Source organism: Belnapia moabensis DSM 16746, assembly GCF_000745835.1.
In the GTDB taxonomy this organism is placed as follows: domain Bacteria; phylum Pseudomonadota; class Alphaproteobacteria; order Acetobacterales; family Acetobacteraceae; genus Belnapia; species Belnapia moabensis.
In genome coordinates this window covers 45,005-65,564 of sequence record NZ_JQKB01000032.1, presented here as the reverse complement: position 1 = coordinate 65,564, position 20,560 = coordinate 45,005, and the positions used below count along the sequence as shown (strand labels likewise).

23 protein-coding genes are annotated in these 20,560 nt (G+C 70.4%); 13 read left to right on the top strand and 10 right to left on the bottom strand.

Going from position 1 to position 20,560, the window contains the following annotated elements; translation table 11 throughout:
• From EP26_RS18295 to cysK, 3 genes are all read right to left on the bottom strand, one after another.
• Nucleotides 1–1,983, bottom strand: a 1,983-nt coding sequence (locus EP26_RS18295) for a DUF4214 domain-containing protein (RefSeq protein WP_043340700.1), incomplete at its 3' end; no start/stop codon positions are given.
• Between the two features lie 207 nt (nt 1,984–2,190).
• On the bottom strand, nt 2,191–2,985 hold the full coding sequence (locus EP26_RS18290) for an enoyl-CoA hydratase/isomerase family protein (protein ID WP_052389351.1): 795 nt from the start codon (nt 2,983–2,985) through the stop codon (nt 2,191–2,193).
• Nucleotides 2,986–2,990: 5 nt separating this feature from the next.
• Nucleotides 2,991–3,905, bottom strand: coding sequence for a cysteine synthase A (gene cysK / locus EP26_RS18285; protein ID WP_043340699.1), 915 nt, complete (start codon nt 3,903–3,905; stop codon nt 2,991–2,993).
• A 121-nt stretch (nt 3,906–4,026) separates the two neighbouring features.
• On the opposite strand from cysK, the gene EP26_RS18280 reads away from it, so the two are divergent.
• A complete protein-coding gene (locus EP26_RS18280; protein WP_043340696.1) occupies nt 4,027–4,701 on the top strand; it encodes a DsbA family oxidoreductase in 675 nt (224 codons plus the stop codon).
• Between the two features lies 1 nt (nt 4,702).
• Here EP26_RS18280 and EP26_RS18275 read toward each other — a convergent pair whose 3' ends face one another.
• Nucleotides 4,703–5,443, bottom strand: a complete 741-nt coding sequence (locus EP26_RS18275) for an SDR family oxidoreductase (protein WP_043340693.1) — start codon at nt 5,441–5,443, stop codon at nt 4,703–4,705.
• A 110-nt stretch (nt 5,444–5,553) separates the two neighbouring features.
• On the opposite strand from EP26_RS18275, the gene parA reads away from it, so the two are divergent.
• The 6 genes from parA (at nt 5,554) to EP26_RS32135 (ending at nt 9,202) form a co-directional block, all read left to right on the top strand.
• Complete coding sequence (parA, locus tag EP26_RS18270; protein WP_043340692.1) at nt 5,554–6,201, top strand: ParA family partition ATPase; 648 nt, start codon at nt 5,554–5,556, stop codon at nt 6,199–6,201.
• A gap of 3 nt (nt 6,202–6,204) precedes the next feature.
• The gene (locus tag EP26_RS18265) at nt 6,205–6,666 is read left to right on the top strand and encodes a CopD family protein (protein ID WP_043340689.1); all 462 of its coding nucleotides are present in this window, start codon (nt 6,205–6,207) and stop codon (nt 6,664–6,666) included.
• Complete coding sequence (locus EP26_RS18260; protein ID WP_052389350.1) at nt 6,663–7,088, top strand: GNAT family N-acetyltransferase; 426 nt, start codon at nt 6,663–6,665, stop codon at nt 7,086–7,088. The genes EP26_RS18265 and EP26_RS18260 overlap by 4 nt, the downstream gene beginning before the upstream one ends.
• Nucleotides 7,088–7,513 (top strand): GNAT family N-acetyltransferase, encoded by a 426-nt coding sequence (locus tag EP26_RS18255; protein ID WP_052389349.1) that lies wholly within the window; start codon nt 7,088–7,090, stop codon nt 7,511–7,513. Before EP26_RS18260 ends, EP26_RS18255 begins: the two co-directional genes overlap by 1 nt.
• Nucleotides 7,514–7,631: 118 nt before the next feature.
• On the top strand, nt 7,632–8,012 hold the full coding sequence (locus EP26_RS18250; protein ID WP_043340684.1) for a hypothetical protein: 381 nt from the start codon (nt 7,632–7,634) through the stop codon (nt 8,010–8,012).
• A gap of 14 nt (nt 8,013–8,026) precedes the next feature.
• Nucleotides 8,027–9,202, top strand: a complete 1,176-nt coding sequence (locus EP26_RS32135; RefSeq protein ID WP_052389348.1) for a hypothetical protein — start codon at nt 8,027–8,029, stop codon at nt 9,200–9,202.
• On the opposite strand, the gene EP26_RS18240 is transcribed toward EP26_RS32135, so the two are convergent.
• Entirely contained in the window at nt 9,192–10,115 is a 924-nt protein-coding gene (locus EP26_RS18240; protein ID WP_043340681.1) for a DMT family transporter, read from the bottom strand. The genes EP26_RS32135 and EP26_RS18240 overlap by 11 nt on opposite strands.
• 37 nt (nt 10,116–10,152) lie before the next feature.
• Between EP26_RS18240 and EP26_RS18235 the strand changes: the two genes are divergently transcribed.
• Genes EP26_RS18235 through metC form a run of 4 tightly spaced genes read left to right on the top strand, consistent with a single transcriptional unit; the run spans nt 10,153 to nt 13,565 of the window.
• Nucleotides 10,153–10,791 carry an NUDIX domain-containing protein gene (locus EP26_RS18235; protein ID WP_052389347.1) on the top strand — a complete coding sequence of 213 codons (639 nt, stop codon included), beginning with the start codon at nt 10,153–10,155 and terminating at the stop codon, nt 10,789–10,791.
• Nucleotides 10,791–11,513 (top strand): alanyl-tRNA editing protein, encoded by a 723-nt coding sequence (locus EP26_RS18230; protein WP_043340679.1) that lies wholly within the window; start codon nt 10,791–10,793, stop codon nt 11,511–11,513. The genes EP26_RS18235 and EP26_RS18230 overlap by 1 nt, the downstream gene beginning before the upstream one ends.
• 4 nt (nt 11,514–11,517) lie before the next feature.
• On the top strand, nt 11,518–12,363 hold the full coding sequence (locus EP26_RS18225; protein ID WP_043340677.1) for a sulfurtransferase: 846 nt from the start codon (nt 11,518–11,520) through the stop codon (nt 12,361–12,363).
• Complete coding sequence (gene metC, locus EP26_RS18220; protein ID WP_052389353.1) at nt 12,363–13,565, top strand: cystathionine beta-lyase; 1,203 nt, start codon at nt 12,363–12,365, stop codon at nt 13,563–13,565. The genes EP26_RS18225 and metC overlap by 1 nt, the downstream gene beginning before the upstream one ends.
• Here the strand turns inward: metC and EP26_RS38170 are convergent.
• Nucleotides 13,554–14,456 (bottom strand): LysR family transcriptional regulator, encoded by a 903-nt coding sequence (locus EP26_RS38170; RefSeq protein WP_052389346.1) that lies wholly within the window; start codon nt 14,454–14,456, stop codon nt 13,554–13,556. The genes metC and EP26_RS38170 overlap by 12 nt on opposite strands.
• A gap of 82 nt (nt 14,457–14,538) precedes the next feature.
• On the opposite strand from EP26_RS38170, the gene EP26_RS18210 reads away from it, so the two are divergent.
• Nucleotides 14,539–15,762, top strand: coding sequence for an MFS transporter (locus EP26_RS18210; RefSeq protein ID WP_043340674.1), 1,224 nt, complete (start codon nt 14,539–14,541; stop codon nt 15,760–15,762).
• Between the two features lie 70 nt (nt 15,763–15,832).
• Here EP26_RS18210 and EP26_RS18205 read toward each other — a convergent pair whose 3' ends face one another.
• From EP26_RS18205 to EP26_RS18195, 3 genes are all read right to left on the bottom strand, one after another.
• Complete coding sequence (locus EP26_RS18205) at nt 15,833–16,555, bottom strand: cold-shock protein (RefSeq protein WP_043340670.1); 723 nt, start codon at nt 16,553–16,555, stop codon at nt 15,833–15,835.
• Between the two features lie 97 nt (nt 16,556–16,652).
• Nucleotides 16,653–17,912 carry an NAD(P)/FAD-dependent oxidoreductase gene (locus EP26_RS18200; RefSeq protein WP_043340667.1) on the bottom strand — a complete coding sequence of 420 codons (1,260 nt, stop codon included), beginning with the start codon at nt 17,910–17,912 and terminating at the stop codon, nt 16,653–16,655.
• The gene (locus tag EP26_RS18195) at nt 17,909–18,310 is read right to left on the bottom strand and encodes an AtzH-like domain-containing protein (protein WP_043340665.1); all 402 of its coding nucleotides are present in this window, start codon (nt 18,308–18,310) and stop codon (nt 17,909–17,911) included. The genes EP26_RS18200 and EP26_RS18195 overlap by 4 nt, the downstream gene beginning before the upstream one ends.
• A gap of 111 nt (nt 18,311–18,421) precedes the next feature.
• Here EP26_RS18195 and EP26_RS18190 point away from each other — a divergent pair, with 111 nt between their 5' ends.
• On the top strand, nt 18,422–19,699 hold the full coding sequence (locus EP26_RS18190; RefSeq protein WP_052389345.1) for a family 1 glycosylhydrolase: 1,278 nt from the start codon (nt 18,422–18,424) through the stop codon (nt 19,697–19,699).
• 59 nt (nt 19,700–19,758) lie between these two features.
• On the opposite strand, the gene EP26_RS18185 is transcribed toward EP26_RS18190, so the two are convergent.
• On the bottom strand, nt 19,759–20,553 hold the full coding sequence (locus EP26_RS18185) for an FAD binding domain-containing protein (RefSeq protein WP_043340663.1): 795 nt from the start codon (nt 20,551–20,553) through the stop codon (nt 19,759–19,761).
• Between the last annotated feature and the right edge of the window lie 7 nt (nt 20,554–20,560).

The following is a 20,560-nucleotide window of genomic DNA, read 5'->3' as shown; positions in this document are numbered from 1 at the left end:
GAACTCGCCGCTGTCGGCGAAAAGCTGGAGCAACTCGACCCGGCTATGGCCCGCGTTCATGTAGCCGAGCCAGGCATCGTAGCCGCCCTGGTCCGGCTCGCGGCCGAGCGTGTTCTCGTAGAGCAGCCTGACATAGCCGGCATTGTCGACGCTCGGGTATCGGGCCTGGAACTCGACGCTGGCGGGGAAGGCCGCCGCCAGGTCGGAGGCGGAGTGGCCAGCCTTCACGTAGCTGGTCCAGGCCTGCCAACCACCCGCATCCGGCGCCCGCCCGAGCGCGGCATAGTACAGGCGCGCCACCCCCGCCCCGGTCTCGTCCATGTCCCAGATCCCGTTGGTCCAGAGGCTGGCCGTGCGGTTGTAGTGCTCGGCGCTCTCGGAGAAGGCGGTGAGCAGTTCGACCTTGCCATGGCCGGCATTCATATAGTTCGTCCAGGCGTCGAGCCCGCCCTGGTCCGGATTGCGCCCGAGGGTGTTCTGGTAGAGCAGCGTGACGAAGCCGGCATTGCTGACCGAGGGGTAGCGGGCATTGAACTCGCTGCTGGAGACGAAGGCGCCGGCCAGCTCGCTGATCGAGTGGCCTTGCTGGACGTAGTTGGCCCAGGCATTCAGCCCGAGCGTGTCCGCCGGCCGGCCGAGCGCGGCGAGATACATCCGTGCCACCTGCCCGATCGCATCGCCCGGGTCGAAGACCAGGCGTCCATCCGCGAACTGGATGTTCTCGATGCCGCTGAAGCTGTCCACGGCGCCGTTGTGGGTGATGGTGCCGGCGACGTTCAGGGCGTGGTAGCTGACATTGGTAGCCGAGACGAGGGCCGCGTCGCCAGTGCTGCTGGTGAAGGAGACGGCCATTGCCTTCCGCGGCCCGTCCATAACCATCACATCGAGACCGGCACCGCCCAGCAGGGTGTCGCCGCCCGCCCCGCCCCACAGCACATACCTGCCGCCATCGCCGGACTCGATGCTGTCATTGCCGGCGCCGCCTGCCAGCGTGGCAGTGATGGCGCCGGCATCGACGGCGGAGAGGATGTCGTCCCCATCCCCGGCATCGACGTCGAAGACCACATTGGGGCTGCTGCCCGCGATGCCGATCTGGTCGTTGCCGGCGCCGCCCCGGATCACCGCGCTGTCGAAGGCGGTGATGGTGTCGTTGCCAGCACCGCCTTCGAGGGTGGAACTGCCCGACTGTTGCACCAGGACGTCGTTGCCGAAGCCGCCATCCAGCGAGTCCCGCCCGCCATCCCCGTTCAGGGTATCGTCGCCATCGCCGCCGATCAGTGCATCGTCGCCCGCCCCGCCCGAGATCGCGTCATGGCCGGCGCCACCATCAAGAGAGTCGTTCCCGCTATTGCCGGAGATGGTGTCGTTGCCGCCGAGGCCGCTGATGGTGTCGTTGCCGGTATCGCCGGTCAGTATATTGGCGTCGCTGTCGCCGGCCCGCGTCAGTGGCGCGAGCGAGCCGCCTGCCGGATCGAAGCCCAGATTTTCCGCCGTCAGCGCCGCCTTGTCGACGTTCTGCAGCACCACCATCGGCACGTAGCTACCGGTGCCGTTCCAGTTGATGAGGGTATTCGCACCGTCCCGCTGCAGCTCTAGCAGGCCGCCGTTGGCAAAGGGGTTGGACCCGTCATAGCCATGGAGGGCTGCAGCCGACGCCAGGAGATTGCTGAAATTCAGCCGGTCCCCGCTCGCCCCCACCGTAAAATCGGTGACCACGATGGCAGTGGCCTGGCCAATACCGGGATAATCTGGGAAGTCGAGCCAGATCGTATCCTGGCCGACGCCGCCGGTGATGGTGTTCGAGTCGCCGGTGACGTGGAACACGTCATTGCCCGCCCCTCCATCCATGGTGATGCCGAAGCCGTTGTTGCTGCCGGCGGCCGGCTCGTCTCCGTAGAGGGTATCGTCGCCGTCCAGTCCGCGCAGCGTGTCATTCGGCGCGCTGGCGGCCAGCGTATCCGCACCGGACGTTCCTATAGCCATAATGACTTCCACACCGTTCTGGTTTGGGCAGGGCGACTGGATCCGGACTGGCTCTACCGATAGCAGGACCAACCAAGGCTTTTACGCTTTCGCGACACCACGCAACCCAAGGCTGATGAGCACCCTAACCGCCAACCGATGAACGATTCGTGTAAAGCGCGTTCGCCGGTGGCTGAAACAATCGGCGGCGCGGATCATTACCCCCGACTAGCCAGCCCAACGCGGCTTCCGCTTGGCCTTGAAGGCGGCAATCCCCTCCTGCGCCTCCTCACTTGAGGCGGTTCGGGCGAAAGCGGCCGCCCCCGCCTCGGCATAGGCCTCAGGTGCAATGGGTCCGAGCGCGGCCAGCAGCCCCTTGGTCTCGGCTAGCGCCCCCGGTGCCCCTTCCAGCACCGCGGCGATGGTCGCCTCCAGCTGCGTCGCGAGCGCCGCCGCATCCGGCAGGACTTGGTGGACCACGCCGATCCGCCCGGCCTCGGCGGCGTCGATCACCGCCGCCTCCAGCACCAGCCGCGTCGCCGCCGGTCGTCCCATGCGCCGCACCAGCCAGGGCAGGATCTGCGCCGGAACCAAGCCGCGCCGCACCTCGGGCGCTGCGAAGCGGGCATTGCCGGCAGCCAGCGCGATATCCACTGCGCAGGCGAAGCCGAGGCCGCCGGCATGGCAGGAGCCTTCAATCGCCGCGATCACCACCTGGGGCAGCGCGGCGATGTCGGCGAAGCGGGCGCCGGTGCGGCGGTTGCGGGCCTGTTGCCGCGCCAGCCGCTGCTCCGGCGCTTCGTCCGAGGCCACCTCGGTCAGGTCGAGGCCGGCGCAGAAATGCCCGCCCGCCCCGGCGATCACCAGCACCCGCGCGCTGCGGTCGGTGGCGAGCTCGGCCAGCAGCCGGTCCCAGGCCTCGCCCATCGCCAGGCTGAGCGCGTTGCGGCGCTCCGGCCGGTTCATGGTGGCACGGACCACCGGGCCCTCCCGGGTCACCAGCAGCGGGGGCTCGTCGGCCATTCCACTCACTCCGGCAGGAAGTCGGCAACCGAGAAGTAGCGCTCGCCGGTGTCGTAGTTGAAGCCGAGCACCCTGCTGCCTGCGGGTAGTTCCGGCAGCTTCTGGGCGATGGCGGTGAGCGTCGCGCCGGAGGAGATACCGACCAGCAGCCCCTCCTCGCGCGCCGAGCGCCGGGCATACTCCTTGGCGTCATCGGCCTGGACCTTGACTACGCCGTCCAGTAGCCCGGTTTCCAGATTCGCCGGGATGAAGCCGGCGCCGATGCCCTGGATCGGGTGCGGCGAGGGCTCGCCGCCCGAGATCACCGGCGAGGCCGCAGGCTCCACGGCAAAGACCTTCAGGCCCGGCCACTGCGCCTTCAGCACCCGCGCGCAGCCGGTGATGTGCCCGCCGGTGCCGACGCCGGTGATGAGCGCGTCGATCCCCTCGGGAAAGTCCTGCAGGATCTCCTGCGCGGTGGTGCGGGCATGGACCTCCGGGTTGGCCGGATTCTCGAATTGCTGCGCCAGCCAGGCGCCGGGCGTGGCGGCGACGATTTCCTGTGCCCGGGCGATGGCGGCCTTCATCCCGCCCGCCCGCGGCGTCAGGTCGAAGCTCGCGCCATAGGCCAGCATCAGCCGCCGCCGCTCGACCGACATGCTCTCCGGCATGACGAGGATGAGCCGGTAGCCCTTCACCGCCGCCACCATGGCAAGGCCAATTCCGGTATTGCCCGAGGTCGGCTCGACGATGGTGCCGCCCGGCTTCAGCACGCCCGAAGCCTCGGCGGCTTCGACCATGGAGAGGGCGATGCGGTCCTTGATCGAGCCGCCGGGATTCGCCCGTTCCGACTTGATCCAGACCTCCGCCCCGGCGAAGAGCCGGTTGAGGCGGATATGCGGCGTGCCGCCGATGGTGGCGAGGACGTTCTGGACCTTCATGGAGGCTCCCTCCCGGTTGCGCCGGGGAAAATGGCGTCACGCCCAGCGCTAGTCCAGCAGGACGCATCTTGCACCGCGAAGGCCGAGGGCCGACCTTGCCGGGACCAGCAGGAGAACGCCCATGGACCAGCCCCGCTCCTCGCGGATCGACGTGGTCTCCGATGCCATCTGTCCCTGGTGCTGGATCGGCAAGCGCAACCTCGAGGGCGCGCTGGCCCTCTTGGCGGACGAGGGCGAGCGCTTCGAGGTGCATTGGCGCGCCTTCCAGCTCAATCCCGACATGCCAACGGAGGGCGTCGACCGCGCCAGCTACCGCGCCGCCAAATTCGGCAGCGAGGCGCGCGGGCGGGAGCTGGATGCCCAGGTCGCCGCGGCTGGCCGGGCCGCCGGGCTCGAATTCCGCCATGACCTGATGCGGCGGACGCCGAATACCATCGACGCGCATCGCCTCATCCCTTGGGCCGGGGAGCGCAGCCTCGCCCTGCAATCCACGGTGAAGGAGGCGATCTTCCGCGCCTATTTCCAAAAGGGACGGGATATCGGCCAGCCCGAGGTGCTTGCCGCGCTGGCCGGTGAGGCGGGGCTGGATGCCGAAGCGGCCGCGACGTTCCTCGCCAGCGGCGAAGGGGCCGAGGAAATCCGCGCCGAGGATGCCGGCTTCCGCCAGATGGGCCTCTCCGGCGTGCCGACCTTCGCGCTCGACGGACATGTGCTGTTCAGCGGGGCGATGCCGGCCGAGCGGATCGCGGAGGCAATCCGGTGGGGCCTTGCCATCCTCCGTCAGCAGGCGGCCTAGCTCAGTAGGTCGCCCGGCCGCCCGAGACGTCGAACACCGCCCCGGTCGAGAAGCTGCAATCCTCGGTCGCCAGCCAGCAGGCGAGCGCCGCGATCTCCTCGACATCGACGAAGCGGTTCGCCGGGATCTTGCTCAGCATGTAGGCGATTTGCGCCTCCGTCATCTGCTTGAAGATGTCGGTCTTCGCCGCGGCCGGCGTCACGCAATTCACCCGGATGCCGGTGGTCGCCAGCTCCTTGCCGAGCGACTTGGTCAGGCCGATCACCCCCGCCTTCGCCGCAGAATAGGCCGCGGCATTCGGGTTGCCCTCCTTCCCCGCGACCGAGGCGATGTTGACGATGCGGCCGTAATTCCGGGCCCGCATCCCCGGCACCACCGCGCGGCAGCAGAGGAAGACGCCGGTCAGGTCGATCTCGATCACCTGCCGCCAAGCCTCGACCGGGTAGCTCTCGACCGGCGCGTTCGGCCCGGTGATGCCGGCATTGGCGACGAGGATGTCGAGCGGGCCGAGCGCCGCCTCGGTCGCCGCGAGCGCCGCCTCGATGCCGGCAAGGTCGGTCACGTCCACCTTCGCCGCAAAGCCGCCGAGCCGCGCCGCCTGGCGCTCCGCCTCCGCCAGGTCGACATCCCATAGGGCGACGCGCCCGCCGCTCGCCGCCATCCGCTCGGCTATGGCAAGGCCGATGCCGCGCGCCCCGCCAGTGATGGCGGCGACCCGGCCCTTCAGGTCCAGCTGGTTCATGACAATCCTCCCTCAAGGACTTCAGGCTAAACTGGCGGCTTCGGCATGGCGATGCTGGCCTCCGCGCCGATCCGGGCTAGGTTGCCCGCTTTCGCGCAGGGAGCAGCAGGATGGCCTTCGTGGTGGCAGTGGCGCAGCAGAAGGGGGGTGCCGGGAAGTCGACCGTCGCGGCCAACCTGGCCGCGGCGCTGGCGGCCGAGGGCCATCGCGTCGCCCTGCTAGATACCGACCCGCAGCGATCCCTGCTCCGCTGGCACCAGGAGCGGCAGAAGCAGGGCGCTCGCGCTTGGCCGCTCAGCTTCGACACGCCCTCCGGCTGGCGTGTCCCCGGCGCGTTGGACCGGCTGCGGCGGGACCAGGACTTCGTCATCGTCGACACCCCGCCCCATGCCGAGACCGAGGCGAAGCAGGTGATCCGCGCCTCCGACCTCATCCTGATGCCGATGCAGCCCTCGCCGGCCGATTTCTGGGCCAGCGAGGCGACCGTGAAGCTGGCGGTCGAGGCGCATCGCCGCGTCACCGCCGTGCTGAACCGCGTGCCCGCCCAGGGGCGTCTGAAGGACAGCATCCGCGCGGCGCTGGCCGAGCGCGGCGTGCCGGTGCTGGAGGGCAGCCTCGGCAACCGGGTGGAATTCGCCGCCGCCTTCCTCGACGGGCTCGCGGTGACGGAATCCGCGCCGAAGAGCCCGGCCGCGGCTGAGCTGAGGGTGCTGGCCGCGGCCGTCGCCGAAATCTCCAAGGCCAATTCCAAGGGATGATCGATGCTCGGTAGCCTGTTCTACGCCCTTCACGTCCTGGGCGCGGTGGCCTGGGTCGGCGGGATGGTCTTCGCCATCCTTGTCCTCCGCCCGGCGCTCGGGGTGCTGGAGCCGCCGCAGCGCCTCGCCCTGCATGAGGCGGTGCTGAAGCGCTTCTTCCTCATCGTCTGGCATGCCATGCCGATCCTGCTGCTGACCGGCTACCTGCTGCTCTTCGGCTGGTATGGCGGCTTCCGCGGCGCCGGCTGGCACATCCATGTCATGCACCTCACGGCGCTGCTGATGGCCGGCGTCTTCCTCACCATCGTTACCGGGCCCTGGCGGGAATTCCGGGCCGCCCGCGCCCGGGGCGACGCGGCCGGCGCCGCCACGCAGGCCGACCGCATCCGCCAGCTCGTGACCATGAATCTCGGACTCGGCCTGCTGACGGTCGCCGTCGCCGCCTGGGGGCGCTTCGGCGGATGAGCGAAAAGATCGAGATCAGCGAGGACGACTATCCGGAGATGGAGGCCGTCGCCGCCATCCAGCGCGGCCTCCATGCCTACAACCAGGAGATGGGCGGCCCCTATGACCGGGAGCCGGTGACCGTCCTCGCCCGCGACCCCTCCGGCGAGGTCCGCGGCGGGCTTCTCGGTCTCACTTACTGGAATTGGCTTTTCATCGACTGGCTCTGGATGGCCTCCGAGCAGCGCGGCCAGGGCCTCGGCGGACAGTTGCTGGAGCGGGCGGAAGCCATCGCCCGCAGCCGCGGCTGTACCCATGCCTATACGGATACCTTCAGCTTCCAGGCCCCGGGCTTCTGGACCCGGCATGGCTATGCCGAATTCGGCCGGCTGGACGGCATGCCGCCCGGCCATTCCCGTATCTGGTTCCAGAAGACACTGTGATGCTGGCGCTCGAGGTCTCCGCCCGCCCGGCGCTCGCCGACCGCAAGGCGGTGGGGCGTGGCCTCGGCGCCCATAACCGTGCCGCCTATGGCCGCCTGCGCGGGGCGGAGCGCTGGATCCTGGCCCGCGACGAGGCCGGCGCCGTGCAGGGCGGGGCGAAATGCGAGATCGCCTGGGGCTGGCTCTACCTCGACTGGCTCTGGGTCGCCGAGACGCTGCGCGGGCATGATTGGGGCACGCGCCTGCTCGCCGCCGCCGAGGATCTGGCGCGGGAGAATGGCTGCCTCGGCGTGCATCTCAACACCTGGTCCTTCCAGGCGCCGGGCTTCTACCGCAAGCAGGGCTATGCCGAGGTCGGGCAGATGCTCGACATGCCGCCGGGCGCCATCCGCTACTGGTTCGCCAAGCGCTTCGAGCCCAACTGAGGCAGCGTTTTCCCGCTGACAAATGCAATCCCCGCGCTAGAAGAGGGCGCGCGGTCAGCATTCCGGCAAGCTTGCTCCGGTAGGCTGCGGCGCTTCGCGGTTGAGGGGGTTTCGGGCTTTGGGCGAGCAGCAAGACCTGGCCGAGGCGGTGTCCACGGCGGAAGCGGCGCTGCTGCGGTCCATCGCCTTGGCGCTGGCGGAGGCCGAGGTGGCCGGCACGCCCCTGCCCGCCCCGCTCGCCGCCAGCCTGGAGCGCTGGCTGCAGGGCGGCTGGCAGGCCAGCGAGGCGCAGGACCGCGATTTCGCCCAGGGCTACCTCGCCGGGCTGGAAGCCGCTGCGCGGCAATGCGAGGCCACGGCGGAGCATCGCCTGGCCGAACGCCGCGGGCGCTGGAATCCGCTCCGCCGCCGCGGCCTCGGCCGGTTGGCGGCCCAACTGCGGGCCATGGCCGCCAGCGTCCGCCTGATGGCGCGCGGCATCCATTCCCCGGGCGCTTGAACGGGATAGAGGCGATGCTCGAACGAGTGCTGAGGCCGGCCAAGCGGCAGATCGAGGCGGAGCGCGACGACTATCGCGCCGAATACGAGCGGCTCTCGGCCCTGATCGGCCGCGCCGAGTATGAGCGCGTGCTCCTCCAGCGCCATGCCGATGCGGCGGTCGCCGAGGCGGCGAAGCTCCGCGCCGAATGGGACGCCCATGCCGCCGCGCGCGTGGCGGCTGAAGCCGCGGCCGGGCAGGCGCTCGCCGATGCTGTGGCGATGCGCGCCGGCTGGGACGAGCATCTCGCGGCCCGCGAAGCCGCGGAGGCCCGTATTGCTCCGGCCGAGGCCCGGGCGCAGGCGGCGACGGCCGAAGTTGCCCGGATGCGCGCCGGCTGGGACGACCACCTTGCCGCCCGCCAGGCCGCCGAGGAGGAAATCGCCAGCCTCCGCGCCGAATGGCAGGCGCATCTCGCCGCCCGCCAGGCGGCGGAGGAGGCGCGCAAGACCGCTGAGTCCCGCTTCAACGAGTTGCGTGCCGCCGCCCTCCGCGTCCGCACCGAGCGTGACGCCCTGTTGAAGGCCCGGCAGGAAACCGAAACCCGCGCAGCCGAAGCCGCCGCGCTCGCCGAACAGCACCGTGCGGCTCGCGAGGCCGCCGAGGCGGAAGCCGCCAACCTCCGCGCCGAGCGCGATGCCGCCCGCCAGGCGGAAGCCGCCGCCGAGGCCCGCGCAGCCGAAGCCACCGCGCTCGCTGAAGGGCACCGTGCGGCCCGCGAGGCCGCCGAGGCGGAGGCCGCCAGCCTCCGCGCCGCGTGCGATGCGGCGAACGCCGCCCGTGACAATGCCCAGGCCGAGGCGCATTCGGCCGTCGCGGCCCTGGACCGGCTCGAAGCCGACCATGCCAGCCTCACCGCCGCCCGCAACGAGGCCGAGGACGCGCGCAACCACGCGCAGGAGTCGGTGATGATGCTGCAGATCCAGCTTCTCCGCCTGCGCGCCGAGACCGGCCGCCTCGCCCCGCCGGAGCCCGATGCGGAGGAGGCCGAGGAAGAATTCGCATTCGACGAGGCCTGGTACCTGCAGAAGTACCCAGACGTGCAAGCCGCGGTGAAGGCGGAGCAGTTGCCTTCGGGCCGCGAGCATTACCGCCGCCACGGCCGCGCCGAGGGCCGCCAGCCGGTACCGGCGCCGGCGCTCACCGCCTGAGGCCGAGCGCCACCTCCCGCCGCCAGATATAGAGTCCGCTGCCGACCAGCACTGCGATGCCGGCGACATCCCAGCCATCCGGCAGTTCGCCCCAGAGCAGCACGCCCATCAGCGTCGTCCAGAGGATGGCGGAGTATTCGAAGGGGGCGAGCAGCGTCGCCTCGCCCCGCCTGTAGGCCTCCGTCATCATTACCTGGGCGATGGCCGAGAGCAGGCCGGTTCCGACCAGCATCGCCCATTGCAGCGGGGTGGGCGCCACCCAGACCGGCAGCGCCAGGGCACCGGAGACGAGCGTCGCGCCGAGGGCGAACCAGAGCACGATCGTCGCATTGCTCTCGCCGGCATGCCCCATGCGGCGGATGGTGATCATCGACAGCGCCCAGCAGACCGCCCCCGCCAATACGGCGAGCGTCCCCAGCAGATGCCCCTGCCCTGCCCCGCCGCCCGGCAGCGCCATCAGCAGCACGCCGCCGAAGCCGACCAGCACGGCGATCCCCCGCCGCGGCCCCACCCGCTCGCCGAGCAGCGGGATGGAGAGCAGCGTCAGGAAGAGCGGCATGGTGAAGCCGAGCGCCGTCACCGTCGCCAGCGGCAGCACCGTGTAGCCGTAGAAGGCGCCTGCCATGCCGACCAGGCCGGTCAGCATCCGCACCCCATGCAGCACGGGGTTGCGGGTGCGGAGCGCGGCGAGCCCGCCCGCCTGCCAGAGCAGCGGCAGCAAGGCGGGAATGGCGAAGAGGTTGCGGCAGAGCACCACCTGCGCCAGCGGCAGCTCGCCGCGTAGGCCCTTCACCAGCGCGGCGGCCAGCGAGAAGACAGCGGCCGCGCCCAGCACGCCGAGCACGGCGCGCCGGCGCCGTGCGGCGAGGTCCGAGGCGGTCTCGGCAGGGAGGGTTTCGGTCTGGGTGTCCATGGACGGCGTTTCTCGCCAAGGCTAGGGTCGCCGGCGCATGAAAGCCAGATCACCCAAGGCGCCGCCCATCCCGGCGCATCCCGGTCTCGATGTGCTGGCGGATGAGGTCGTCTGGGACGGCCGCTTCCCGGTACAGCGCGTACGCTTCAGCTATCGGCGCTTCGATGGTGCTCGCTCGGCCGAGCTGACCTGGGAGTTGTGGCGCCGCGGCCGTGGCGTCGCCGTGCTGCCTTATGATCCGGTGGCTGATGCGGTGGCGCTGATCGAGCAGTTCCGCCTGCCGGCGCTGGCCGCCGGCTTCCCCGGCATCATGACCGAATGCGCCGCCGGCCTGCTGGAGCAGGGCGAGGACCCGGAGGCGGCCGCCCGCCGTGAGCTGGAGGAGGAAACCGGCCTCCGCCCCGTCCGGATGGAGCGCATTGGCCGCTTCATGCTGATGCAGGGTGGCTGCGACGAGACGATGTTCCTCTACGCCGCCCGCGTCGCCCTGCCGGAGGCAGCCACTGCCGGCACACATGGGCTGGTGCATGAGGGCGAGGATATCCGCGTGCTGATCCTGCCTGCGGAGGAGGCCTTCGACATGCTGGATATGAACCGCATCGAGAATGCGACGGCCGGGCTCTGCCTCTGGTGGCTGCGCCACCACCGCGCCCGACTGCGTCAGGAATGGGTTTGATGCCGACGGAACTGCTCTACCGCGACGATGCCTATCTCACCGAAGCGACCGCCACCGTGCTTGCCTCGGGGCCGGAGGGAGTGATGCTCGACCGCACCCCCTTCTACGCCCAGGCCGGCGGCCAGCCCGGCGACGCCGGCTGGCTCCGCTGGGAGGGCGGCGAGATGGCCGTGACCAAGGCGGTGAAGGGGCCGGAGGACAGCGTCCTCCATCTCCCCGTCGATGGCGCGGCGCTGCCGCCGGTCGGCGCCGCCGTCACGGCGGTGCTCGACTGGGGCCCGCGCCACCGGCACATGCGGATGCACACCGCCCTCCATCTGCTGTGCAGCCTGATCCCCGGCGCCGGCGTCACCGGCGGGCAGATCGGCGCCGACCGCTCCCGCCTCGATTTCGACCTCGCCGCGCCGCCCACCAAGGAGTCGCTGACCGAGGCGCTGAACGCGCTCGTCGCCGCCGATCACCCGGTCGGCGAAAGCTGGATCAGCGAGGCGGAACTGGAGGCCAATCCGTCCCTCGTCCGCACCCTCTCGGTGCAGCCGCCGCGCGGCGCCGGGCGCATCCGCCTGGTGCGGATCGGGCCGGAGGAGGCGCCGGTCGACCTGCAGCCCTGCGGCGGCACGCATGTCCGCCGCACCGGCGAGATCGGCCGGCTCGAGGTGACGAAGCTCGAAAACAAGGGCAAGCAGAACAGGCGGGTCTATCTCGTACTCGCGGGGGAGTAGGCGCATGGAGAATCTGGTCTCGACCGAATGGCTGGCGGCCGAACTCGGCAAGCCAGACCTGATGGTCTTCGACACCACCAAGTACCTGCCCAACGAGCCCTTCGACGGGAAGGCCAAATTCGCCGAGGCGCATGTGCCGGGGGCCGACTACTTCGACATCGACCTCGTCGCCGACCCGGATGCGACGCTGCCGCACATGATCCCGAGCGCCGCGCGCTTCGAGAAGCTCATGGGGCTGCTCGGCGTCTCCAACAGCACCCGCCTCGTCTTCTACGACCAGAAGGGCCTTGCCTCCGCTGCGCGCGGCTGGTGGCTGATGCGCCTCTTCGGCCATCACCAGGCGGCCGTGCTGGATGGCGGCCTGCCGAAATGGGTGAAGGAGGGCCGTCCGACCGAGGGAGGCCCGCCGCCGCCCCGGGACTCCGCGGAATTCGTCGCCGACTTCCAGGCCGAGCTGGTACGGGGAATCGGCGACATCAAGCGCATCGTCCGCCAAGGCGGCGGCGGGGCGCTGATCCTCGATGCCCGCGCCAAGGCCCGGTTCGATGGCACGGCGCCGGAGCCGCGGCCGGGCCTGCCCTCGGGCCACATGCCGGGCGCCGCCAATCTCCCCTTCACCGACCTGCTGCGGCCCGACCAGACCCTGCTGGACCCGGCGGCGCTGCGCGAGCGCTTCACCGCCGCGGGCGTCACCATGGAGCGGCCGGTCGTCGCCTCCTGCGGCACGGGCGTCACCGCCTGCATCCTCTCGCTGGGCCTGGTGCAGGCCGGCTTCCCCGAGCCCGCCGTCTATGACGGCTCCTGGACCGAATGGGCCGGGCGGCCCGAAACCCCGAAGGTGCACGCCTGATGCCGGACGATTCCATCCCCTCGACGAAGACGCAGGGCTTCGCCACCCGCCTCAGCCATGCCGGCCGGGCGGGGACTCATGTGCATGGCTTCGTGAACCCGCCGGTGCATCGCGGCTCCACCGTGCTCTTCCCCAATTGCGAGGCGCGGCGCGAGGGCGCGAAGCACCGCTTCGAGCAGTACATGACCTATGGGACGCAGGGCGGCCCGACGCATTACGCCTTCGAGGATGTCATCGCCGAGATCGAGGGCGGCACGCGCTGCCTCGTCGTCGGCACCGGCCTCGCCGCCGTCGCGGTGCCGCTGCTCGCCTACCTGAAGGCCGGCGACCACTGCCTGATGCCGGACAGCGCCTATGGCCCGGCACGCAACATCTGCGACGGGCTGCTGAAGGGCTGGGGCATCGAGACGACCTATTACGACCCGACCGTGGACGAGGCCGCCGCCGCCGCGCTCATCCGCCCCAATACCAAGGTTTTCTACACCGAGAGCCCCGGCAGCCACACCTTCGAGGTGCAGGACATCCCGGCCATCGCCCGCGCCGCCCATGCGCGCGGGGTGAAGGTGCTGATGGACAACACCTGGGGCATCCATCACTTCATGCCCTTCCAACATGGCGTCGATGTCTCCATCCAGGCGCTGACCAAGTATGTCGGCGGCCATTCCGACGTGCTGCTCGGCAGCGTCACGGTCAATGACGAGGCGGATTGGCGCGCGGTGCGTGGCACCTCCTCGCTGCTCGGCCAGTACGCCTCGCCGGACGATGTCTGGCTGGCGCTGCGTGGCGTCCGCACCATGGCCGTGCGGCTTAAGCGCCAAGAGGCGAGCGGCCTCGAGGTCGCGCGCTGGCTGGAAGGCCGGCCGGAGGTGAAGCAGGTGATGCACCCCGCCCTGCCGAGCCATCCGCAGCATGCCATCTGGAGGCGCGACTTCACTGGCGCCTGCTCGCTCTTCGGCGTCGTCTTCCAGCCGCGTTACGCGATGGAGGATGTGATGCGCCTTATCGACAGCCTCGCTCTCTTCGGCATCGGCGCGAGCTGGGGCGGTTTCGAGAGCCTCGCCATCCCGACCACGGGTTTCATCACCCGCAGCGCCGGCACAGGCGAGTTCGGCGGGCCGATGGCGCGGCTGCATATCGGGCTGGAGGAGCCGGCCGACCTCATCGCCGATTTGGAGCAGGCGCTCGCCACCCTACCCCGCTGAGGCAAGCGCCGCCTTCAGCCACTCCCGCAGCCGGCGGATGGCGGGTTGCGCCGCCGCCTCCGGCCCGGTGACGAACCAGTAGTATTGCCCGTTGCCGCCGAAGCGCCGCGGATAGGCCAGGCAGAGCGTGCCGGCGGCGATGCGGTCCTGCACCGCCACCTCCGGCGCGAAGCCGATGCCGAAGCCGCCCTCGGCCATGCGCAGCGCAGCCTCCATGGAATCGGAGACAATCTGCTGGCGCGGCCCCTCCGGCAGGCCGAGCCGCGCCAGCACCCGCGGCCAGAACTCCGCCATAGGCTTGATGCCGAGCAGCGGCCCCTCGGCGATCTCCTCAGGTGTCAACGCCGCGCGCCCCGACATCCGCGCCGGGGAGGCGAGCAGCACCGCAGTGGTCGAGGCCAGCCGCTCCGAGGCCAGATGCGCCGGCGGCCGCCGCCCCATGCGGATGGCGACGTCGCAGGCGCCGCTCTCCAGATCGGCCGCGCGGCTGGAGAGTTCCACCCGCAGTTCGATCCCCTCGCGCCGCAGCGCGTCCATCGCCGGCAGCAACCAGCGCGCGGCGAAGACCGGCGCGCCGGAGACGGCGAGCGGCCCGCGCGGCGCCCGGGCCGCGGCATAGGCGGCGGCGATGGCGCCGAACCCATCGGCAAGGGAGGCAGCCAGGTTGGCCCCGGTCGGCGTCAGCGCCACGCCGCGATGCAGGCGGCGGAAGAGCGGCACGCCGAGCGCGGCTTCCAGCCCGCGTACATGATGACTGACGGCCGAGGGCGTCAGCCCGATCTCCGCCGCCCCGGCCTGGAAGCTGCCATGACGCGCCGCCGCCTCGAAGGCGCGCAGCGCGGCGAGCGGCAGCCCACCGAAACCCGCATGGCTCGCATGATTCCAGCTCATCTCACGAGGGAGACTATTCGTTGGACGGGCCGCGCGCCAAGGCGTCTGCTGACATTCCAGAATTCCAGGGGACAAACCGGACATGGCTGACCTCCGCGCGCTGCGGCCCGTCGCGCCCATCCTCATCGGCGCCTCGGTCCTGCTGAGCCTCGCCATGGGGCTGCGGCAGAGCCTTGGCCTCTTCATGCAGCCGGCGGTCCAGGATATCGGCATCGCCGTCTCGCAATTCACCCTGGCTGTCGCGGTGCAGAACCTGGCCTGGGGCTTCCTGCAACCCTTCGCCGGGGCGATCGCCGGGCGCCACGGTTTCCGCCCGGTGCTGGTGGTGGGTGTGCTCGCCTATCTCGCCGGGCTGGTGCTACTCGGCTTGGCGCATTCGGCGCTCATGGTGACGCTCGGGGCGGGGGTGTTGATCGGCCTGGCGCTGGCCTGCACCGCCTCGGGCATGGCGCTCTCGGTTGCCTCCCGTCCCGTCTCGCCGGCCTTGCGCAGCACGGTGCTCGGCATTGTCTCGGCGGCCGGCTCGCTCGGGGCGCTGATCGCGGCACCCATCGGGCAAATCCTCTCGGCTGGCTATGGCTGGCGCATCGGCGTTGCCGGCTTCTTCCTGCTCGGCCTCGCCATGCTGCCCGCGGCCTGGGCGGCGGGGCGCGTCGACAAGGTGAAGCTGCCGCCGGCGCGAGACGATGCGACGACGGCTGGCGCCGCCTTCGGCCTCGCCATGCGGCACGGGCCCTTCCTCGTCATGTCCGGGGCCTATTTCATCTGCGGCCTGCAGCTCGTCTTCCTCACCACCCACCTGCCCTCCTACCTGCAGATTTGCGGCATGGACCCGATGCTGGCGGCCGAGGCGCTGGCGGCGATCGGCGGCTTCAACGTGCTGGGCAGCCTGTTCTTCGGCTGGGCCGGCGGGCGCTGGTCGAAGCCGGCGCTGCTGGGCGGCATCTACCTGATGCGTTCGCTGGTGCTCGCCTGGTATTTCGCCGTGCCGCCGACGCCCGAGAGCACGCTGATCTTTGCCTCCCTCATGGGTTTCCTCTGGCTCGGCGTGGCGCCGCTGGTGGGTGGCATGACGGCGGAGATGTTCGGGCTGCGCTGGCAGGCGATGGTGCAGGGCCTCGCCTTCACCAGCCATCAGGTCGGCAGCTTCCTCGGCGCCTTCGGCGGCGGGCTGATCTTCGACCAGCTTGGCTCCTATGACCTCGCCTGGAAGCTTGGGGTCGGGATGGGCCTCGTCGCCGGGACGATCCAGATGCTGGCCGCCCTGCCCAGGCGGCCGGGCGCCGCACGACCGGCAGCGGCCTGAAACGAGAAAGGGGTCCCGGCCTTCCGGCCGGAACCCCCTTCAACCCGTCACGCCGCAAGGCGCGAGGGCCTTATTCCTTCAGGCTGACCGCCTGCCGCCCGCGCTGGCCGTCCCGCACATCGAGCGCGACCTTCTCGCCCTGCTGCACATCGGCCTTGCCGGCGCGCTGCAGCACAGAGGAGTGCAGGAAGACATCCTGCCCGCCATCATCCGGGGTGACGAAGCCGAAGCCGCGCACCTGGTCGAACCACTTGACGGTGCCGTTCACCGCATAGGTCGGCCCACCCGCATCGCGGTCGCCAAAATCGCGCCGCGGAGGACGGTCGCCGAAACCTGCGCGTGGGCCGCCGAAGCCGCCACCGCCCGCGCCGAAATCGCGCCGCGGCGGACGATCGCCGAAGCCGCCGCCGCCGAAGTCGCGCCGTGGCGGACGGTCGCCGAAGCCACCGCCACCGCCACCGAAGTCGCGCCGCGGCGGACGATCGCCGAAGCCGCTCTCGCGGAAGGGGCGCCGGGCTGCGCCGGCTGCCGCCGCACCGCCGCCATCGCCAAGCCGGCGCTCGGTGATGCGCGTGACCAATCTGCGGCCCTGCCGATCCGTGCCGATCTCGCAGACCAGGGTATCGCCCGTGTCAGGCGGTTCGATCCCGGCCTCCGTCAGGGCGGAGGCGTGGAAGAACACGTCCTGTCCGTCGGGGCCGAGCACGAAGCCGAACCCCTTGCGGGCGTTGTACCATTTCACCTGGGCCTCTACGGGCCCGGTGCCGCCCTGGATGTCGCTGTCGGAAGGCACTTGCTGATTGATCCGTATCTAGGTCGAACGGCCCACGAAGGTGCAGGACCGCTACCTCGAAGGATGGCATTCGCGCCGCGACAAAGCGAGCACGAAATCATCCGAATCGGCGCGGGTCGAAGGGTTTCGCATCGATTTCCGTCGGCTGCCCGGCCAGCATCTGCGCCACCAACCGGGCCGAGCGCGGCGCGGCGACAAGGCCGACATGGCCGTGGCCGAAGGCGTGCACGACATCGCTTGTCGCCCGGGAGGGGCCGAGGCAGGGCAGCCCGTCCGGCATGCTCGGGCGGTGGCCCATCCAGAATTTCACCCGCTCCGCCGGCAGGTCGCGCGGCAGGCCGGGGAAGCTGCGGAGCAAGTGGTCGCGGAGGATCTCGGCGCGCTTCCAGTTGGGCACGGCCTCGATACCGGCAATCTCCACCTGGCCGGCGCAGCGCAGGCCGCGCGCCGTCATGGTGACGGACATCTTGCCGTCGGAGGGCATCAGCGGCGTGCGCGGCCCGGCCTCGGCGCCCTCGATCATCGCGTGGTAGCCGCGCTCGGTCTCGAGCGGCACGGCATCCCCCACCGCGGCGGCAAGCGGGCGGGAATGAGCGCCGGCGGCGATGACGGCGCGGTCGGCCGCGACCTCCCCCGCCTCCGTCCGCACCGCGCGCAGACGGCCGGCCTCGATGCGGAAGCCGGTCGCACGGGCCTCGACGCGCTGCGCGCCCTCCGCCTCGGCCAGCGCCACCAGCGCTCCAACATAGGCGCCCGGATCGCGGCAATGCCCGCCCTCCTCCACCAGCGCGGCGAAGCCGTAGCGGCGGTCGAGCTCCGGCTCGCGCTGGCGCAGCTCATCGGCGGAGAGCTCGATCCAGTCGATGCCGACCTGCCGGCGGATGCGCCAAGCCATCGCCTCCGCCTCGTATTCGGCGCGGGAGGGGTAGATGTACATCAGCCCCCGCCGCTCGATGAGGTGACCAACGCCCGCCGCCTCCGCCAGAGCGGCATGCAGCGCAGGCGAGCCCTGCAGCAGGCTCCGCAGCGCCTGCGCCGTCTTCAGCACCCGCGCCTCGGTCCAGCCGGAGGCGAGATAGCGCACCAGCCAGGGCAGGACCTTCGGAAAGTAGCCCCAGCGGATGGCGAGGGGCCCGAGCGGATCGGCCAGAAAGCCCGGCACCTTCCGCCAGAGTCCCGGCACGGCGGGCGGGATGACCGACATCGGGCTTAGCCAGCAGCCATTGCCGTAGCTGGCGGCCTGCTCGCCGCCCGGCGGCCCCGGTTCGATGATCGTCACCTGATGCCCGGCCCGCAGCAGCTCCAGCGCCGTGCAGGCGCCGAGGATGCCGGCGCCGATGACGGCGCTCCGGGTCATCGCTGCACCCGCCCCGGGTCGCCCGCGGCCAGCAGCGAGACATGGGCGGAGACGACCCGCCAGCCCTGTTCCGGCACCCGGGCCATGATCTTCGTCTCCCGGCCGATAAGGCCGCTGTCGGTGCGCTCGTACTCCAGGTGGGTGCAGGCGACATCCGGCCCGAAGCTGGTGATATGGACCCGGCGGATCGCCCGCGGCGCACAGCGTGCGACGCTGGCGCGGAAGGCGCGGATCGCCCCGATCCCGTAGAGGATCTCCGTGATGCCGAAGCGCACCGTGCGCGGATCGGCCCAGAAGCAGGCATCCAGCGTAGCGGCATCGTTGGCGGCGATGGCCGCTTCGTAGCGGTCGAAAAGGGCGCGGGCTTCGGCGATCACCGCCGGGTCGTCGATCTGCATGTGGCAAGGATGCAGCGCTAGCGCTTGCCACGCAAAGATTACACGCAGTTCATGTGCAGTAGCTCACGGAATACTGAATACTATCCAGATCACGCTTTCGTGGGACCCGCCATGCTGGACGCCCTGACTACCCGCCCCGCCACGCCTGCCACCCTCGGCCTGCATAGCCTCGCTGAACAGGGCTTCCTCTTCGCCACGGGCATCGAGAACAGCGCCCCTAAGATCGAGGGCGGCCGTATCCGTCGCGACCAGATGGCCGAATGCGGTCATTACGACCGCTGGCGCGAGGACCTCGCCCTGGTGAAGGAGATCGGCTGCGGCGTGCTGCGCTACGGCCCGCAGCTCCACACCTCCCTGCGCGGCCCCGGCCTGCATGACTGGGCCTTCGCCGACGAGACCTTCGCGGAAGTGCGCCGCCTTGGCATCCTGCCGGTGGTCGATCTCTGCCATTTCGGCGTGCCCGACTGGATTGGCGACTTCCAGAACCCGGATTTCCCGGAGCTCTTCGCCGCCTATGCCGAGGCCTTCGCCCGCCGCTTCCCCTGGGTGCAGCTCTACACCCCGGTGAACGAGATGTTCATCACCGCCGTCTTCTCGGCGAAGTATGGCTGGTGGAACGAGCAGCGGACCGACGACCGCAGCTACGTCACCGCCATCAAGAACATCGTCCGCGCCAATGTCATGGCGATGCAGGCGATCGTGCGGGTGCGGCCGGATGCCATCTTCATCCAGTCCGAATCGACCGAGCAGTTCCATGCCGAGTGCCCGGATTCGCTGGTCCATGCCGACCACCGCAATGCCGAGCGCTTCCTGACGCTCGACCTCAACTACGGCCACCGCGTCTGCTCCTCGATGTACGAGTACCTGATGGACAACGGCATGACGCGGGAGGAGTACCACTTCTTCCAGCGCTCGGCCCCGGCGCTGAAGCGCCACTGCATCATGGGCAACGACTGGTACGCGACCAACGAGCACATCATCGGCTCCAACGGCCACAGCCGCTGGGCCGGCGAGGTCTTCGGCTACGACACCGTGACGCGCGACTATCACGCCCGCTACGGCCTGCCGATCATGCACACCGAGACCAACATGGACGAGGGCCCGCGCGGCGACGAGGCCGAGCGCTGGCTGTGGAAGCAGTGGTCGGGCCTGATGCGCCTCCGCCGCGACGGCGTGCCCATCCTCGGCTTCACCTGGTACTCGCTGACCGACCAGATCGACTGGACCCACGCGCTGCGCGAGCGCCGTGGCGATGTGAACCCCCGCGGGCTCTACGACCTCGACCGCAAGATCCGGCCGGTGGGGCGGGCCTATCAGCGGCTGATCGAGGGCTGGCGGCCGGTGCTGGCGCAGCAGGGGCATTGCCTGCGGCTGCCGGTTACCGCCTGAAAAAAGAAAGGCCGGGGAGAAGGTATTCTCCCCGGACCCCTCATCTATTGTTCTGAGTTTTAGCCCGCGTTGGCGACAGCACGCTTGGCCATGACCGTGACCAGGTGGGCGCGGTACTCGGCGCTGCCGTGGATGTCGCTGTTCAGCCCGTCGGCATCCTGCTTCACGCCGGCGACCGCATCAGGCGACCAGTTCGCGGTCAGAGCCTTCTCCATCTCCGTCTGGCGGAAGACGCCGGGGCCGGCGCCGTTGATGGCGACGCGCACCGCGCCGCCGGTCTTGGCGACGAAGGCGCCGGCCATCACGTAGCGGCTGGCCGGGTTGCGCATCTTGGCGTAGCCGGCCTTCTCGGGGATCGGGAACTCGATCGCCACCAGCAGCTCGCCCGGCTCCAGCGCCGTGGTGAACATGCCCTGGAAAAAGTCATCCGCCGCGATGCGCCGCTTGTCGGTGACGATGGTCGCGTTCAGCCCGAGCACCGCCGAGGGGTAGTCCGCCGCCGGGTCGTTGTTGGCGACGCTGCCGCCGATCGTGCCGCGGTTGCGCACCTGGGTATCGCCGATGGTGCCGGCCATCTGGGCCAGCGCCGGGATCGCCGCCTTCACCTCGGGGCTGGTCGCCACCTCGACATGCTTCGCAAGCGCGCCGATGACGAGCTTGTTGCCCTCCCGCTTGATCCCCCTCAGCTCGGCGATGCCGGAGAGGTCAACGACGGAGGTCGGCTTGTTGAGCCGGTGCTTCAGCGCCGGCAGCAGGGTCTGGCCGCCCGAGATCGGCCGCGCATCGGGGTCGGCCGAAAGCAGCTTCACCGCATCCGCCAGCGAGCCGGGCTTGTGGTATTCGAAGTCATACATCGCTCGA